Here is a 19,189-nt window from a genome sequence, read left to right as displayed (position 1 = left end):
CTACAGCGAAACGGACGAAAATCCCACAGATATGAGAAAAAAACAGTCTTTGATATTTTGGGTGTTGTGTATGAGTATACCACTTCTGCTCATCAAGTAGCATAGCGAAAAATTTGAAACCCGTCAGAGTTTATTTGATGTGCCTACTTTCATGATATCTATAAAAAATAATAAAAGACTCGTGAAAAGACAACATTTTGTATGGAAATATACCTTAAGTTGATGGATGTGGGGTAGCACCACATCGCCATCAAGCTAAGAAATTCATTGTTCCCCAAAACGAAAAAAATAACCTAATTTTTCATAAATAATGGTTGTAGTGATATGAAATTTTTGTTTTAGGGGTACCTCAAAGTGTTAGCTTGATAAGCATAGTCCTTAGCTTCTTTTATAAACAATACAATTAGTATTGATTTAACAGCAGGCCAGACAACTACTTGTGGGAATCCTAGGAAAGACCTACAAGATATATTTATACATGTGGACATGCCGGGATTGTTCTTAAACGTAAAAAAATTGCAACTGATACTATCAATTTTATTCGGAATCGATTGAACTCCCCACACTTACCCAATATCATGCCTTAAAGCGAGAGATTACTAAGTACAGAATCTTATACTTGCAATGTTTCATTTTTTACCAAGCTCGTTTTTAAATCTTCCTATCTTCTGTCATCTCCCTTATCCTTACATGATTGGAAAATGATATATAATTTAGGGAGTAACTATGAAACAAACTCGCCATATGAAAAAGCGCTACTTATCATTTCACCAGTGGCTCTTTTTTATCAAAAGAAATTATTGTTGTTTACCCTTCATATGCAATATTACATATAATATTCTTTATTTGTTCTGTTATAATTTTAAGAGTAAATTATTCATCCATTAATTTACACCATCCATATCTACAGTTATGGAAACCCTAATTACACATAAAAAAGAGAAGAACATTGGTGAGTTCTTCTCTTTTTTTATTTTTTTAAGATTACTATCCAAAGTAATTATTGCAATTACTTTAAGCTGGCTTTTGAATTATAAATTCTGATTTTCATACTTCTTCATGAGTCTATATAAGGAAAAAAGAATCTACTCCTTTTCTAGCCAAATAAAAGGAATTTTTTTAAACAGTTATTTTAATTTGTACTGTTCTCCTATATTAATGCCTGCCCATGAGTATTTCCCTGAATTATATATTAAGGAATGAAAATGTATTAATCCTTTCCGAGTATGAATTCGAACAGGTATCCCTTGCAATATGTCATTAAAATAAAACGGATCACCTCCTGGTTCAATTAGAAAACTAAGTGTAAATAACTACAACGACATGAAAACACTTTACTCCTAAATCAATCACTTGTATTACTGGTTGCATGAAACTCCTTCTTGAGAAAGGTTTTAATTTCCGAATATTCTGTTGACTACTAAGACATATCCAATTTACAATTTAATTGTGATGTTTTTTCACAATTAAACTACTTAGAATACACTTCATTTATTCGAAAACAATTACAAATAGAGGTGCTAAAATGAAAACAAGAGTAAATCCAGAGTTATTACAAGGGTTAGAGATGTTTCCAGATCTCGATTTACGCCCGGAAAACTTGCAAGCAATCAGAGAAGGAATAGCTCAAATGAGACCACCTACAGTTGTTGATGAATCCCTTTCGTTAACAGATGAAATCATTGTTGGACCAGATGCTAATCCGTTACCATTAAGAATTTATCGTCCAAAATCAAATAATGAATCTTTACCTGTCTTATTATGGATACATGGTGGTGGTTATATCTTAGGGTCTATAGATGATAACGATGATACTTGTATGAGGTTTGCAAAAGAAGTTGGCTGTGTGGTCGTGTCTGTAGACTACCGCTTAGCTCCTGAACATCCTTACCCAGCACCAATTGAGGATTGTTATTCAGCTTTAAAATGGATTGCTGATAATGCAAAGTCATTAAACATTGATTCGAATCGAATTGGGGTTGCAGGAGTAAGCGCTGGCGGTGGACTAACAGCAGCATTATCATTATTAGCCCGAGATCGAAAATATCCTTCGATTTGTTTACAAATGCCACTCTATCCAATGCTTGATGACCGAAATAATACACCTTCAACGAATGAAATTAAAGAGGGATTTGTTTGGAATCAAAAGGCAAATGAAGCTGGTTGGAAAATGTATTTAGGAGAAATGTATGGAACGGATCAAATCCCTGCCTATGCAGCGCCTTCTCGAGCTGAGGATTATAGTGATTTGCCATATACTTACACATTTGTTGGTCAATTAGATCCATTCCGCAGTGAAACATTAACCTATGTAAGCAAACTAGCGCAAGCTGGTGTTGATGTCGAATTTCATTTATATCCAAATGCCTATCACTGGTTTGAAGGATTAAATCCAAATGCCGAGGTATCTATTTACGCTGTGAACGAAATGGTACAAGCAGTAAAGACTGGTTTTGAAAAAATCGCTAAGATAGAAGTTTAGTCTTTTCACAAGAGAAACACTCACAAATGTGTACTGTTTGTGAGTGTTTTTGCCTTTCAAACAGAATAGCCGATTCTAAATAAGAATCGGCTATTCATATGTAAAATTCACCTGAAAAATGACTTTAAATTGCTTAAACCCGATATGTTAAGACTGAGAAACAGATATAAGATGTTTAGATGATGTGTTTATTTCCTCTGCCAATGCTTTTATGTTCATCATGATTTGAAGTATTTCTTCTGTTGTTGTCCTCGGGTTGATAGAGCAAAGTCGAATTACTACTTTTTCTTTTAATTTAGTCGTACTTAGCATAGCAAATCCTCTTTGATTAATTTCTTCTACCAGTTTTTTGTTTATTTCATGAATTGTATCTGTAGATGTTAGCTCACAAGGAATATAACGAAAAGTAACAATTCCTAATTGGGCAGGTGTTACCACTTCCCAATCTTTTTCTTTCCTTAAAAACTCTTCAACTTGTTCAGCTAACATAATGCCATGATCAATTGCCTCGCGAAAAGCTGTGACTCCAAATACTTTAAAAGAAAGCCATACTTTTAATGCCCTAAATCTACGAGAAAGTTCAATTCCACGCTCCCCAAAATTCACTTTCTCTTCTATATTAGTTTCCGTATCCTTAATATACTCTGGGATCATACGGAATGTTTCACTTAAATATTGTCTATTTCGAATAAGTACACAACCAACATCATAAGGCTGAAAAAGCCATTTGTGCGGGTCTAACGTCAAAGAATCGGCACGATGTATTCCGCTTAACAACTCCCTTCCTTTTTCACTGAGAATTGCTGCAGCCCCATAAGCCCCATCCGCGTGCAGCCATACATCTTCATCACTACAGAGATCAGCCAATTCATTGAGGGAATCAACCGCTCCGCAATTCGTTGTCCCTGCATTAGCAATAACACAAAATGGTTTTTTCCCTTTTACTCGATCTTCTTTTATTTGCTTTCTTAAAGTACTAACTGAAATTTTTAAATCTTCATCTGTTTCAATTCGGCAAATTTGATGATGTTTAAACCCTAATACTTTAAGTGCTCGATCTACAGAAAAATGAGTTTGGTTAGAGAAATACACAACCGCATTTTCTATGTTATTATTCAGCTTGACCTGTCTCGCTACAGTAAGTGCAGTCAAATTAGCCATGGAACCGCCACTGACAAATAGCCCTTCAGCTGAATCTGGGAATCCTAGCATTGATTTTAACCAGTTGATTGTCGTTAATTCAATTTGTTCAGCACCTGCACCTACTATCCAAGCTGTAGGAAATACATTAAACCCACTTGCTAAAAAATCTGCTACTACACCAACATAATTATTCGGACCTGGCACAAAAGCCATAAAATGAGGATGATCCACATGAGTAATTTGATTAAACACATTGTTATTAAGAAAATGAAGTAACTCTTTTGGATTGGATCCGTTTTCTGGAATCTTTTCAATTAGCTTGTCTCTAAAAATATTACTATCAAGCGTTTCCGAAACTGGTTTACTTTTTAAATGATTCATATGATCAACAATCAAGTCCACCGCTTGATATCCTAACTGACGCATCTCTTCGGCTGATAACTGCAAGTTTTTTGTCATTTGGTTTACCCCTATTCTATTTAAAAAGGCGAGTTCTTGCTCGCCTTTTTATTTTTTTATAATTTGTAATCACCGATTGCCTGTATTGGATTTTGAAGAATCGTGTTGATTAACTGATGGATGTGATTCAATATTTCCTGTATTTTCTCCGCTTCATATACGGTTTGATCATATCCAAACTTTATTGTAAGTTTCTCTTCAGGGAAGCACATAATTCCATACTTTACATGCGGCTCATCAACAACTTCGTGATCTGTGATGGCAAAATTTCTGTTTTCGTTTGAAGAAAAGATAGCTGAGTTAGTTGGATAGTTTTCAAAAACCCAAAGATGGTCAGTCAACTGATTTTTTAATTCACTTTGTTTTTGTATATCAACAAATGAATAGTATGCATACTCATTACATTTCAATGTTTCTAGTTGTACTTTTTGCAGGAAGTCCACAAAAGATTGCGTTTCTGTCCATGCTAGTCGGATAGGCAAAACATTTGTGAACAGACCGAACATATTTTCAATCCCTTCTACTTCGGGAGGTCTGACTGATACTAGATTAGGTAATACTACTTCTCTCATTCCGTTGTATTTGCCAAGCAATATTCCCCATACAGCTAGTAATGCCGAATTCATAGTTATATTGTTTTTAGTCACAAATGTCTGTAACTGATTAGTCAACTCCTTATCTAATGTTAAATCCATAAATGTGAAATTTAACCCTTCACTTTGAGTTGGTCCTTTCTTTTTAGGAATACTAATTTTTCGATTGTATCCTGATAAATAATCCCGCCAAAAATGACGTGCTTTCTCATGATCTTGTGCTAAAGTCCAATCTATGAATGTTTCAAAAGATTTTACCTTAGGTAACACCGCCGTAGTTCCCGCATTTATTGTTTCATAGAGCTGGAATAATTCGTCTATCAAAATGCTGACGCTCCAACCATCACATAATAGATGATGGGAACTCCAAACTACCTTATGCTCATTATTACCTAGTTGGAATATACAGAGGCGGTTCATAAGTTCATCATTTTTGAATCCTTGACTTAAATTTTCATTCATCCATTGGTCTAGGAATTTTTGCTGTTCTTGTTTCGTCATCTCAAGCAAGTTTTTTATCTCTGAAATCATTTGAACATCATGTAGAACAGCTTGCCAAGGTTTTGCTTTTTCATCTTGCACTATTATCGTTCTTAAAGAATCATGGCGATCAACTAATTGTTGGAAACACTGAATAAAGAGATTAATATCCAGCTCCCCCTCAAGTGCCCAAATTATTTGTTCAAAATATGCATTTGTATCAGGTTCAGTCGCAGCATGTTCATAAATAACTTCCTGGAAAGGTGCCAATGGGTAAATACGTTCTATTTTTATATCCGGCATTTTTTCTTGTATTTTGGTAAGTGTATTTTGATTAAGTTGTTTATCTTTAACATTTAGTGATTTAAATTTATTATCGTTCATTTTGTTTACATCACTTGTTTGCGAATTTGAAAAATGGTCTAGCTTTTTAACAAATTGAACCATGTCTCCTAATATAGGAAATGAAAATAGATTTTTTGGCTCTAGCTCAAATCCTTGTCTATACAGTCTGACGGAAACTTGAATCGCTTTTATCGAATCTCCACCTAAGGCAAAGAAATGATCATTTACTCCAACCCGATTTACTTTGAGTACTTCTTGCCAAACACTAGTTAATATTTTTTCCATTTCAGTTTTTGGAGCAATAAATACTTCATTTGTTTGTTTCTCCGGAGTAGGGAGCGCTTTTCTATCTAATTTCCCGTTTGGAGTCAAGGGCAATTGTTCCAAATAAACAAAATAAGAAGGAATCATGTAATCTGGCAAGTGATCTCGCAAATGCTTTCGTAGTTCTGTTGTGCTAATATTTTGCTCAATTACCACATATGCGACTAAAAATTTTATACCATACTCATCTGTCTGATCAATCACTACTGCATGTTCGACTTGTTTGTAAGTTAGAAGACAATGGGCGATTTCTTCTAACTCTACTCGATATCCTTGAATTTTGACTTGATAATCTTGGCGGCCTAAAAATTCAATATATCCCTCAGGATGCATTTTTCCACAGTCTCCTGTCTTGTAAATAAGACCCAAATCAGGATGTGATACAAATGCTTCATTTGTTTTCTGTTCATCATTTAAATATCCTTTAGCAAGGCCCACTCCCCCGATATATAAATCCCCAATTACACCAACAGGGCACATTTTCTTTTCATAGTTCAACACATAATACGTTTGGTTTGCCAAAGGTATCCCGTATGGAATACTATTCCAATGTGATTCCACCTGATTGACCGGATAATAAATTGACCAAATCGATGCTTCTGTTGCTCCTCCTAGTGAAATTACTTCTGCCATCGGAAAATGTCGTTTTATTTTTTCTGGTAAAGAAAGTGGAATCCAATCTCCACTATGTAAAACTAAACGCAAGGAAGAATGTTCAAAATGAGAACCTACTTGCTCTAATGCCAAATCCATGATTGCAGGCACTGTATTCCAAATTGTAATTCCTCTACGTTCGACGGTACGGATTAATTCTTGCATGTCTCTTGGGTCACGAATCATTACCAACATTGCACCTGTGCTTAACGTTCCGAAAATATCGTATACAGATAAGTCAAAACACATGGAAGAAATACCAATAATACGATCATCTTCATTTACCCGATATTTTTGATTAATATCTTGAATGGTATTTGTAACCGCTTGGTGAGTAATAATTACTCCTTTCGGTTTTCCTGTACTTCCTGAAGTGTAGATAATATAGGCAAGATCTTCCGGACCAGCAATAGCAGGCATATCTTCTGTTGTATATAATGACAAATGGTTTTCTTCATAAAGACTAGGTTCTAATAAAAGTTTGCATGAGCTATTTTCTAAAATATATGTTTGGCGATCTAAAGGATGGTCGGGATCAATCGGAACATAAGCGGCACCTGCTTTTAAAATACCTATCATATTAGCAATTGTCTCAACTCGTCTTTGTGCTAAAAGGCCAACTTTGTCACCTAGACCGATTCCTTGTTCTTTTAAGAAGTGTGCAACTTGATTGGAGCGTTTATGAAGCTCCGAGTATGTTAACCAATCTTTTTCAAAAACCACTGCTACTTCATCCGGTGTACGTTTTACTTGGTCTGTAAATAATTGATACAGAGTAGTTGAAAGTATTTTTTCTGTTGTCTCATTGTATTGCTCAATTAAAGTTTGATCCGATTCTTTCATCTGCAAAGATGTTACATCGCTTTGTTTCACCAATTGTTCCAATAAGTCAACAAATTGGGCAAACATTGCTTCTATCACATCAACATCAAACAATTCTTCAACATAGTTCCAGCTAATTAATAACTCTCCATTTTTTTCAATTACCACATTATCCAAATACACTTGTGGAGTCCGAGCATGAATATGGCGAAGTGAACCAAGCTGTTCCCAAGCAAAAGCACCCGCACCTGCTAGCATCGAGGTGAAAACAATTGGCATAACTGCTTTTGGCGTCATTTGATGATATCGAGTAAAATCTCGAATGAAATTAACTCCATCGTAATGGCGATGTTCAAGGCCATCTAATAAAGTAGATTGCGTTTCTTTTACTCTAGTAAAGAAAGATTGATCTGGATTCACATCAACATCCAACAAGATGAGTGAAGTGAAATCTCCCACAATTTGCTCTACTTCTTCATGAACAGGATAACGGTTAAATACAGTCAAATTAATTGCCAATCGACGTTGATTACTCCAATATGCCAACACATCACCATATATTGTACAAAGCAGAGCCGAAGGAGTTACTTCTTTCTCTTGTGCTAACTTTCGTAGCTTTGTCCATTTTTCATTGTCCAGGATCTTAGTAAGTGATTGGAATTTAGGAGTAGCAATCTCTACCGGATCCTTTTTTAACAGCAAAGAAGGCGCAAACGGAAAGTCAGGAAGCTTACTTGTCCAATAATCTTTTGCTGTTTTATATTCTGTGCTTTGTTCCATTTCATCATAGATAAACATGTAATCTTGAAAATCAAAAGATAGAGGTTCTAATCTTTGCTCTAGTTTGTAATAATAATGAAACAAATCATGTCCAACGATGTTCATGCTTGCTCCGTCCATTAATAAAGCATCGTATCGAAAACATAATAAATACGTATCTTCTTTTAAAAGAAAGGCTTTTAATTCAAACAAAGGCCATTGCCCCAAAGGAAACACATGATTAGTCATTCGAGAACGTTCTTCTTGCAAGCGAGCATCTTGTTTCCCATCATCTAAATCTATGAGACTCTCTATTTCAATCTCGTAATCAGGAACGCTTTGTAATATTTGCTGTTTTCCCTCTGGTAAAATTACAGCTTGCAACATTGGATGACGATGAATTACCTTTTGAAAACTTTGTGAAAGACGATTGATATCCAATTTTGTTTCATATTCAAAATATGTTTGAGGTGAAATACCACTTAATTCAAACTGTGAATCCCGTCCTAACATGTACGCTGTCTGAACCTCTGTTAAAGGAAATGGCTTAGACAAATCTTTAACATGAGTTGGTCTATTTCCAAAGTTTTCCGCTTTTTGCTCTAACTTTACACAAGAACTAAGCTGAGCAATCGTAGGATGTTTGAAAAAATCTGTTGTACTTATTTTCAAACAGTCTTTTCTTAATAAATTAATTACCTGTAGTGCTTTAATCGATTCACCTTTTAAAGCAAAAAAATTATCATGAATACCGATTCCCTCAATCTCCATAACTTTTTCCCATGCATGCACCAATTTTTGTTCAATTTCATTGCGCGGGGCAACGTATGGAATTGATACATAATCTGTTTGTGTTATATCTAATAACCTTTTCCTATCTACTTTCCCATTTGGATTCAACGGAATCTCTTCCACCTGAATCATTTTTTTAGGAATCATAAACTCAGGTAATTTATCACTTAAATATTTTCTGATTTCATCAAAAGAAACCTTATTATCCGATACATAGTACGCAGCTAATAATTTCCTATTTCCATATACTTGATCAACAACGATTGCTTGGTTTATTTCTGGATATTCCCTTAACTGGCTTTCGATTTCTCTTAATTCAATCCGATATCCCCGAATTTTTACTTGATGATCCATTCGACCTAGATATTCAAGTTCTCCATTAGGCAACCAACGAACGAGATCACCCGTATGATACATCATTTCTCCTGCCATAAAAGGACTCGGCACAAACTTTTCATCTGTCAGTTTAGATTTCCCAAGATACCCTCGTGCTACCGCCACGCCACCAATGCAGAGTTCACCCGGAATTCCAAATGGTTGTAATTGACCATACTTATTCAATATATAGGAATGATAATTCGGGTTGGGACTTCCAATCGTAACTTCTTTGGCAGAGCTCAAATCCTTTACTGTTGCACAAATGGTTGTTTCTGTGGGACCATAAATATTTAAAATTTTCGCTTCACTGATGCATCGAATTTTTTCAACCAAATCAATGGAAAATGCTTCTCCTGCTAACAAAATAGATTTTAAATCTTTTAGAAAATTTGCCTCTTCTGGATCACTCAAAATCACTTCCATTCGCGATGGCGTTGATTCCCATAAATCCACCTTATGTTCTTTGACCAAATAAGCCAATTCTTTTGTTGCGAACTGATCCTCTGTAGCAATAACTACTTTCGAACCTTGTGTTAAAGGCAGACATATTTCTAACAAGGAGATATCAAAAGATACACTAGCAAGAAACAAGAATGACTGATTATCTATTACTTTTTCTCTCATTACACTTAAAAAATGGACAAGAGATTTCTGTTCTACCATTACCCCTTTTGGATTCCCTGTCGATCCCGATGTGTAAATAACATAAGCTAAATCATTAGGATAACTTTCTCGAACTAAATTACTTTCCTCACCTTGGAAGAGATATTCCTCATCAAGATACAGCACTTCACCCGCAAATTGCGGCAATTCTACTTCTGTTCGCTTGCTCAGTAAACATTTCGCTTGACTATCTTGTAACATATATTCAATTCGTTCATTTGGATAGTTAGGATCGATTGGTAAATACGCTGCTCCTGCTTTTAAAATCCCCACCATGCCAATGATCATTTCCAATGACCGATCTACCATAACTCCAATAATACTTTCTTTCGAAACACCTTTACTTTGAAGAATAGAAGCCAATTGATTTGCTTTCTTATTCAATTCTCTATATGTCAAAGATTGATCATTACAAACAACAGCAATTTGATCTGGGGTTTTTAACACTTGCTCCTCAAACAAATCTTGAAATGATTGAGACAATTCTATGTCCGCCTGACCTTGATTCAATTCTTCTAGCAACTCTTTCTCTTCTTCTGAAATGATACAAATATCTTTCACAGCCAAATTCGAATTTGTTGACACTTGCTTTAAAACATAAAGATATGAATTTGCAAACTGTTGCAAAGAAGAGAATGAATGAGACTTGAAAGAAATTTGAAATTCAAATTCATTATGTATTTCATTCCATTTTCTTCGTATCCATATGGCTAAATTATTCTCTGCATATTCTTCTATCGAATTTTTATTATGTAATCCTTCCATCCCAATAACAATTTGAAAAGGAGTTAAATGGTGTTTCGCTAATAATTCAGAAAGTGGATAATTCTGATTGTCATACCCGAATAAAGTCGTTTGTTCAATCTGATTTACTACTTCTTTAAAGCTGTGATGCGGATGGATTTCACTTCCTAAAGGAATCAATTTATTAAGATTCTCGCTTTGTTCAATATTCTTTTCAATTACAGGAATACCAATAGTAATCCTTTCTTGATCTGTATAGTGTGCCAAACAAATCCTTAACGCGGCCTGTAACCAGCTAAATAATAATAAATCTTGAGACTTACTTACTTTTAGTATACTTTTACTAAACTCTACATTCATTATGACTTGAACGTGCTCGCTAGGAGTTTCTTTATTTAGTTGGTAACCGCTATTAAATACAGAAAAATCGAGAACCTCGGAAGATAATTGCTCCTTCCAAAACGCCTCTACCTCTTTATTCTCATGAATCGAACTTCGATCTTTAATGTGCATTTTTATCTTTATCCCCCTAATATTCATTTCATCTATTCGTTAATTTTCAAGCCAACTTCAAGTCCATGGAGAAATACTTGATGGTTATCCAAACATAAAAATTGCTGAATCTCTTCAAATTTCATATGACCAACTGAACAAACTCCTAAATTTAATGTCTCAGCCACCATATTTAAGGTAGCAGTGATGATGCCTGACTCAATACAAGCAAATAAATAGCCATCTGAACCGTATTTCGGGATGGAAGCGTTCGCATTATAGACTAAATAAACTGAAAAGGCAGACTGAGTAAATAAATCCTGGTTAACTAATTCATGATCACTTTTGATTACTTGATCAATATTGTTAACAACCACAAGATTATTTTTTGATGGGTTATAATAATAAAAACCAGCTTTCATACCTTCTATACGTTTTGGTTTTATATAAACAAAGATATCAATAGGGTAGAGTCCGCCTGCACTTGCGTAATGATAGTATATTTTTTCTTCCCCAACCTGTTTTAGAGTTGATATGAATTGGGAAAATTCTAAAAAACTAATATGTTTTTTCATATCAAATTGGCGACAAGACCTACGTTCCTTGATAATAGTAGGTAACTCATTTGTTGTTTCAAGTTGAATTTCGGTTGACCGCACAGCATGGTGTGTTCGATTCAATTGTTCACTCATATACTTATCTAAATCCTCTTTAGAAAAGCGAATCTGGTTGCTATATGGATTTGGAAAAATTTTTTCTTGTGTGGAAAATACTTCTCTTGGATGTAATATGTTACTTACTAACACACGATTTTTTATCATAAGCTCTATTATTTTTTTTGCTTCTTCTTCATTTCCTAACGAAAAGCGGTCTACTAGCTCATTAATCGTCACACCTTTTTGAGTCAAAAAATAAAACTCAGGAAACCAATCAGACAGAACGCCTGTAAATCTCGTTTCCTCTATCAAAACTTCATTATGCAACTTCTCCCAATGCTTAACGGGAGACCAATAATAAATTTGCTCGCTCATATACCCCTCCATAATTGTTTAACTTATTTTTAAAATAAACTTTTCCAATCTACAAAAAATAATCTTTAGATTCTGCTCCTTGTCTCATAGTAGTTATACATACATGTACTTCAAGGAAGTCTGAGGATAATGAAATAACTTTTTCTTCATTAAAATTTTTTATTAGACATTTCACATCCTTTCCCATAGTAATTCTATAAGGTATAAACCATTTTGAACATTGAGAATATTCATGTATTTTCAATGTGAAATTATTGTAATGGATTGGAAAGCAGATGAATATAGGTATTGAACAAAATAATATTGAGAAAGTTTTAATCATTATATCGATAAAACTTTCTCATAAGATCTATTACATACAAGTGAGTTACTAACATATCGCAATTAAAATAGAGAAAAGACACCATTTTAGGTGTCTTTTCTCTATTTTAATTCCATACATCTTTACGCCTCTGTTATTTTTCAAACGATTTGTAAGAACAAATAAAAACTCGTACATCTAGCCCGTTAGATGTTTGTATGTATAATAAGAATTATATAGATTAAGAATGTGTTTCAGATTATTTTATAAATAAATACTAAGATATCTCCTCTCCCTACTGCTTTAATAACAATAACCTCTTGTCTATTTCTCTTATTAAATTGTAATATAATTACAGTATGTGAAATTATACTACATTAACTTTAAAAGCGAAGTGAAAACAACCCTCACTTCGCTTTTTGCATTTACGATCCGTATTCATTTTGCTCAATTCAGTAAATACTTCCACATTATTTGCTTTTATTTAATCGGTTTCTCTGTTTTTAAAACAAATGAACTTAATGCAGGAACTTTAATTTTATTGTCATGGACAACATAAAGCGTTCTACTACCTGCCTGCTTACCGTCTACTAGTACTTTCCAAGGACCTTTCGATGGAAGAGTTATGTCCATGGCTTCTCTATTTGCATTGTGAGCCACCATAAAGTATTCGCTTTTATTTCCATTGCCTTTTCCATCTATTGCATAAGCTACAACATTTTTTGGAGCATCAATAAAAGATACCTGTTTTTTAATTTGCTCTGCAGATGTCATTCGAAAAGCTGAGTACTTTTTGCGTAAATCTATTAAGCCCTTCATATAATCTACTTCATTATTAAATGCTGCACGGCGTAACCAGTCCATCTGGTTAATTGAATCAGGAGATTTGTAACTGTTATGATCACCATATTTTGTGCGCATAAACTCTTGTCCTGCATGTAAGAATGGAATACCTTGTGATGTTAATAAAATCGAAGAAGACAATTTGTGCATTTGTTTTCGCACTTCTTCGCTTTCACCTGGATTAGTCAACTCAAGTTTATCCCATAATGTATGATTATCATGTGCTTCCACATAAGTTAGCACCTGCTCTGGATCTTGATAAGTAGACGAATTTGTATCATAGTCAATACCTGCCGTAATGCCTTTTTTAATACGGTCTTCCATGTTTTGATTTCCATTTACAAAACCATTATCTTTATCCTCAAATACGCTACCTTTCAATCCATCACGTATATTATCGTTAAAATGAGCAATCCCTTTCATTTTCTCCGCGTTTTTTTGATTTGCTTTTAATTGAGCTGCTAGAGGTGTATTTAAATCCCAGCCTTCTCCATGCAGAATAATAGAAGGATCAATTTGATTAACACCTTTACGTATCTCATTCATCGTTTCATAATCATGAATACCCATTAAGTCAAAACGAAATCCATCTAAATTATATTCTTTTGCCCAGTATGTGACAGAATCAACCATAAATTTCCTCATCATTTTTCGTTCCGAAGCGGTATCATTTCCTACACCAGTTCCATTTGCAAGTGTTCCATCTTCATTGTAACGATAATAATAACCAGGAACTAACTTATGAAAATTAGACTCAGCGGCGTTATACATATGGTTATATACTACATCCATCACAACACGAAGATTATTATCATGCAGTGTTTGAATCATTTGCTTTAATTCAGTTATTCGAACAGTTGGCTCATAAGGATTTGTAGAATAGGAGCCCTCTGGGACATTGAAATTTTTCGGGTCATATCCCCAGTTATATTGTGGTTCATTTAAAGTCTCTTCATTTACTGAAGCATAATCAAATATCGGTAAAAATTGGACGTGAGTAACACCAAGATCTTTCATATGATCAAGTCCTGTTTTTACAACTTCAGGTCCTTTTGTTCCTTTTTCTGTTACCCCTAAATATTTCCCTTTCTGCTTAATACCACTTTCAGGTTGGATGGAAAGATCGCGTACATGCAATTCATAAATAATAGCATCTTCCGGATTTTTAAATTTTGGCTTTTTGTTTGCTTTCCATTTTTTCGGATTTGTTTCTTCTAAATCAACAACTGCACCTTTATCGCCATTTACAGAAGCAGCACGCACATACGGATCAACCGCTTCAGTCCACTTATCGCCAATTTTCACCTTATACGTATAAAAGAGACCTTTTTGGTTCCCCTTTAGTTCTGCTGTCCAAGTTCCCTTTTCACCTTGTTGCATGTTTATTTCAGTACCTACTTTATCGCTCCATTTTTTATATGTAACTAACTTCGCTTCACTCGCAGTAGGGGCCCATACACGGAACTTTGTATGTTGCGGAGTATGTACATTCCCTAAATCATTACCACTATAATAAAATAGATTATCAAATTCTTCGCTACGAATGACTTTACCGATTTCAGTATTCGCATCAGCTAAGTTTGCTATTTTAACTTTGTATGTTTGTTTTAAATCAATTTTCTGTTCCGTAATTATTTTAACCTTATTAGTAATATCTCCACTATTTTTATCATAAGGACTAATTCCCTTAATTTTAACGCCTTCAATTTCAATTTTCTGTTCCTTAATATTAAACGGAATATTAGTATTTATAGTGATTTCATTAAAACTATCAATAGTAGCTTTTTGAATAGAGAGATCAGAAGAAGGCTTAGAATCATATACTTTTTCATCACCCGAAAGGATCCATACTTCAGCACGACCATCCCTTATATTTTCAACCCAGTGATCACCTCCATCTTTTTCCCATTCATTGGTACGAACTATAAATCCTACACGATTATAGTCACCATCTATTTTTATCTTAGCGTATTTTCCAAATTCATCTTCACCAGTAAATTCATAAGATTTACCGTTTGCATTTTCTCCCCACACCCAAAGATTCCAGTCTTTTGTATTTCCAGATTTCTCTTTGTAATGAATGGTAATTTCAGTTGTTTTCGAATTCGAAACTGCCTTCACACTCTGAAAAGAAAAAACAGATGATAACATAATGATTATGGTAAGTAATAAAAACGATTTGTTAATTAATCTTTTTGTAATTCGCACCACATACACCCTTTCTTTAAATAGTACGAACACTTTATTATGCTCATACTACGTAACACGGTTTAATTTAATCTAGAAATCTCTTTTCCTTCACCTCCATATTGGCTATTTTTACGTATGTATTTCAACGATCTTTTAATACGAAAATCAAACATAAGATGGAACCGCTCCTTACGAAAGCGTTTGCATTAAAACTCAAAAAAATAGATTTGTTTATTCCATCTTATATTTGTAAATACTAAAGGATCAGGGAAATCATTTTAAAGAAAACGTTTGTTATCGCTTTCATTCTATAGCACTTTCTATTAAGAGGTCAATATATTATTAATTTTCTGTTTTTATACACTTTAAACCTTATATATTTTTCGCAACTTATTGAAGATAGACAGCGTGATTATTGCTTAGTAAGTTTATTTTCAATAATGCATTGCTGCGTAAAAAAACAGCTAATATCCTTAAAATGACATTAGCTGTTTTTCATAATGTATTAATATATGAATGAAAACTATATTTCTAACTTATTTAATTTTTGCTGCATCAAATGCTTTTGAACTGCTTGTACTTCAGCTGTATTCGCCCCATATTTATTTGTTGCCACTCGAATACATGCTGATTTTAATTCTTTGAAATTAGAAGTCATGTTTAATTCATCTGTATTTGCATAATAGAAAATATCAAACATTTTATCCTCCCCAATTCCTTTGACAGTTACTCCGTTATGTGTTCCACCTTTTGCAATGAGATACGCAACTTTATTAATAATACTAGAATTAAAATGAACGCCGCCTTGATCCCATCCATTAAAATCGTTAAATTCACTGTAATCATCTGGATAAGGTACTCCATGTGAAGATGGAACGGAAGCTGGGTTTTCCATATCACGGAAAACAGATCCAGTTTGTTCTCCCATCGTCCAGTTAAATGTTCCATTATTTACGTATTTCTCAATAGATGTTCCCATAATATCAGATAACGCTTCATTAATTGCACCAGATTCTCCGTAATATTCCAGATTAGATTCGCTAGAAGTAACAGCATGTGTAAATTCATGTCCAGCTACGTCATACGCCTTGACAATAGGATCTCCATATACAAGCATACTTCCATTATTAGCACTTAATGCATTTTGCCAATTTTTCGGATCATTCGTATCTTCAGAATCCCAAGCGTGTACAACTGAAACTACCTTTTGTCCTTTATTATCAAAACTATTACGCTTGTATTTATCTTTATAAAAATCAAATACTTTTGTTGCTAAGTAATGAGCACTTACCGCTTTTGGATCGTTAAATGTTGTCGAAGTACTAGTTGCTATTGTACCAGGATAATAGCTTTCCTCTTTAGTAATATCTCTGTAATTCACATCATATGTTTCAATTCCTTGCCCTCTTGAATAATCAGCAAGTGCATATTTTCCATTACTTTGTTTAGAGATACCAAATGTACGAGATATACCTAAATCATCTTTTCCTGTTCCAGTTAATGATGTAAGACTGCTTTTTTTACTTTCCTTTAAGGCTCCAACTAGTTTTTCACTTGCTTTTAAGTTAGATTCTTGTACCATATTCTTTAACATATCCCCATTTTGTGCATTTACTAAATAGGTTCCAGAAACATAGTTTGGTGTTGCTGCCGCAAATGTAACTTGGTATGCATTGTTAGCTTGTCCATTATTTTCATCAACAAAAATAACTTCCTTTACTTCTGGCTCAGAAATATAATTGATATCGCTCCCATACTTTGTATAAATATATTGTTTCGCTGCTTCTTCTGATAGATTACTAGGTTTTTTTAAATTTTCTTGGTTTAAATTTTGCGCGCTATCTCCTGAAACACTTTTAATAACACCCTTTTTATCTACATGTGCAGTTAGTTGATGCCCATATACTTCTTTCCCCTCATATGTTTGTTGTATACGTACAAGTGTGGTTCCATCATACGAACCACGTTTTTGAAGAACTTTATAATCCACTCCAGTTTCTCCATTTACTTGTTTTGGAGACAAAGCTTGTTCTGTTTTCTCCTTAAGAGCATCTTTTACTACATTCTCTGGTGCCTTTTGTGACGGTTGTGTAAGTTCACCTGTACGGAACGAGTCCTCTTGAATCTGAACTTGTAGTTGATCGGTTTCCTCTGCATGACCTACTCCGTATGGTGCTATAGCTGTTAAAGCTAACCCTGTTGTTAACGCTACAGTAGTTAATGTTTTTTTGTTTTTCATGTTTTTCACCTCGTATTATTTTTTGAAATATTAAGCTTGTACAAAGTATACTTTCTATAATTGTCGAAAAAAAGGGAAAATACGCAATTTATGTAATATTACGCAAAAATACATAATTTAAGGTCGATGATATAAATATAGAACAGCTCCTATAAGTTCATTAAATTCAATAAAATAAGAGCCCCCTAAGGTGCTCATCCAATACGATTATAAATCATAAATGCATTGTGTCAGTTATTAGTATATGCTCGTCTCATTCAATCGTTTACTTGCTTATTATGTGATTTCTCTGCACAATAAACTTTTAAAACTTCTTCATCTAATAAATTAAAATTCTCAGTGATTATTTAACTTCAATTTATTTTATTTACTAGTTAAACTTATAAACTTCATTAGTAAATAAAAGATACAGTTAAAATAATATAAGAAATAAGCATAATTAAAGCAAGGCAACAGATAAAGATAGCACTCGACATGCATTGTTTTATTCTTTTTTTCATTTTAATTTGTTTTATTTTTTAATTTTGCAGGATCAATTTGAATTTGACCTTTCCAAAATCCAGCTACTTTTCCAATTTTATTTATGTTTACATCTAAAGTAAGTGGTTGTTTAAAAGATCCTTTTCCTTCATGACCTTCAACAAATGTAATGACACCTTCTGGTCTGTCTTTATCTCGAATGCTTACATGCTCTAATTTTATTCCTTCTGCCATTAATTCAAATGGTAGACTATCTGTACCTTGGATAAACGCTAACTGCGAGAACATACCATTCTTCGTGTTATATTCAGGATTTTCTTCTTGTTGTCCGTTTATTTTTCCATCACTTTTCATATCTAACCCAGATGAATCATTTTGAATTTCTTGATACTGGATTTCTTTATCAACCCTTGCCTGATGTCTCTTTTCAGAACGTATATAGTTATAGGCTACATAAGTAGATGATTTAATAAGCCATCCACGTAAATTTTCAACTTCTTTCCAATCTGTACGGTACAGTTGTAAAAACACTTCTTGCGCTAATTCCTCAGCGATTGTTTGTTCTTTAATAATCCATAATATTTGTTTAACAACATAAACATAGTTTCGTTTAAACAACTCTTCAAATGTTATATCTGAAACATTCCTCTCTTCACTTTTTATATTTAACATGTAAGTAAAACCTCGCTCTCATTTGATGCCTGCATTATAGAGAAACCAGAAAATCAATTTTTGTGACAATTTTTTTTATTATGTGCTAAAAAATACATTTGTTTTGTCTTTGTATAAATGTCAAAATCAAGGTCAAATATAAATACTAATTTTATCCGTAAAAAAAAGACCTATATATGGTCTTATCCCTGTCAAGTAGACAATATTAAAAAGACTAAGCAGCCATCGAGATTCGATATTCTATCGGAGCTCGGTGGTTGAGTCGTTTTTGGAACCGTTTATAGTTATAAAAATAAATATACT

The 19,189-nt window shown here is 33.8% G+C and carries 6 protein-coding genes and 4 pseudogenes; 2 read left to right on the top strand and 8 right to left on the bottom strand.

All coding sequences use genetic code 11. The annotated features are described in order from the left end of the window. Nucleotides 1-428 precede the first annotated feature (428 nt). Nucleotides 429-587: pseudogene (locus BWGOE10_RS30000) on the top strand (alpha/beta hydrolase); the annotation flags it as partial. A gap of 938 nt (nt 588-1,525) precedes the next feature. Then, nucleotides 1,526-2,482, top strand: a complete 957-nt coding sequence (locus BWGOE10_RS12910; protein ID WP_070143053.1) for an alpha/beta hydrolase — start codon at nt 1,526-1,528, stop codon at nt 2,480-2,482. A gap of 147 nt (nt 2,483-2,629) precedes the next feature. Here BWGOE10_RS12910 and BWGOE10_RS12905 read toward each other — a convergent pair whose 3' ends face one another. The 8 genes and pseudogenes from BWGOE10_RS12905 to BWGOE10_RS34020 all read right to left on the bottom strand — a co-directional run bounded on the left by BWGOE10_RS12905 (nt 2,630) and on the right by BWGOE10_RS34020 (nt 19,184). Next, nucleotides 2,630-4,084 carry a pyridoxal phosphate-dependent decarboxylase family protein gene (locus BWGOE10_RS12905; protein WP_070143051.1) on the bottom strand — a complete coding sequence of 485 codons (1,455 nt, stop codon included), beginning with the start codon at nt 4,082-4,084 and terminating at the stop codon, nt 2,630-2,632. Between the two features lie 56 nt (nt 4,085-4,140). Then, the gene (locus BWGOE10_RS12900; protein WP_070143050.1) at nt 4,141-11,151 is read right to left on the bottom strand and encodes a non-ribosomal peptide synthetase; all 7,011 of its coding nucleotides are present in this window, start codon (nt 11,149-11,151) and stop codon (nt 4,141-4,143) included. A 32-nt stretch (nt 11,152-11,183) separates the two neighbouring features. Beyond that, complete coding sequence (locus tag BWGOE10_RS12895; RefSeq protein WP_070143048.1) at nt 11,184-12,161, bottom strand: SagB/ThcOx family dehydrogenase; 978 nt, start codon at nt 12,159-12,161, stop codon at nt 11,184-11,186. A 781-nt stretch (nt 12,162-12,942) separates the two neighbouring features. Continuing rightward, nucleotides 12,943-15,513: a type I pullulanase gene (gene pulA / locus BWGOE10_RS12890; protein ID WP_070143046.1), complete on the bottom strand. Its 2,571-nt coding sequence runs from the start codon at nt 15,511-15,513 to the stop codon at nt 12,943-12,945. Nucleotides 15,514-16,031: 518 nt separating this feature from the next. Further along, nucleotides 16,032-17,734: pseudogene (locus BWGOE10_RS12885) on the bottom strand (M4 family metallopeptidase). 501 nt (nt 17,735-18,235) lie between these two features. Further along, nucleotides 18,236-18,586: pseudogene (locus BWGOE10_RS32880) on the bottom strand (hypothetical protein); the annotation flags it as partial. Next, a pseudogene (locus BWGOE10_RS33130) lies at nt 18,578-18,886 on the bottom strand (sigma factor); the annotation flags it as partial. The pseudogenes BWGOE10_RS32880 and BWGOE10_RS33130, both read right to left, overlap by 9 nt. 214 nt (nt 18,887-19,100) lie before the next feature. Then, entirely contained in the window at nt 19,101-19,184 is an 84-nt protein-coding gene (locus BWGOE10_RS34020) for a hypothetical protein (RefSeq protein ID WP_354267861.1), read from the bottom strand. Between the last annotated feature and the right edge of the window lie 5 nt (nt 19,185-19,189).

The organism is Bacillus mycoides, from assembly GCF_001757995.1.
GTDB lineage: Bacteria > Bacillota > Bacilli > Bacillales > Bacillaceae_G > Bacillus_A > Bacillus_A mycoides_B.
This window is presented reverse-complemented; position numbering and strand designations above follow the sequence as displayed.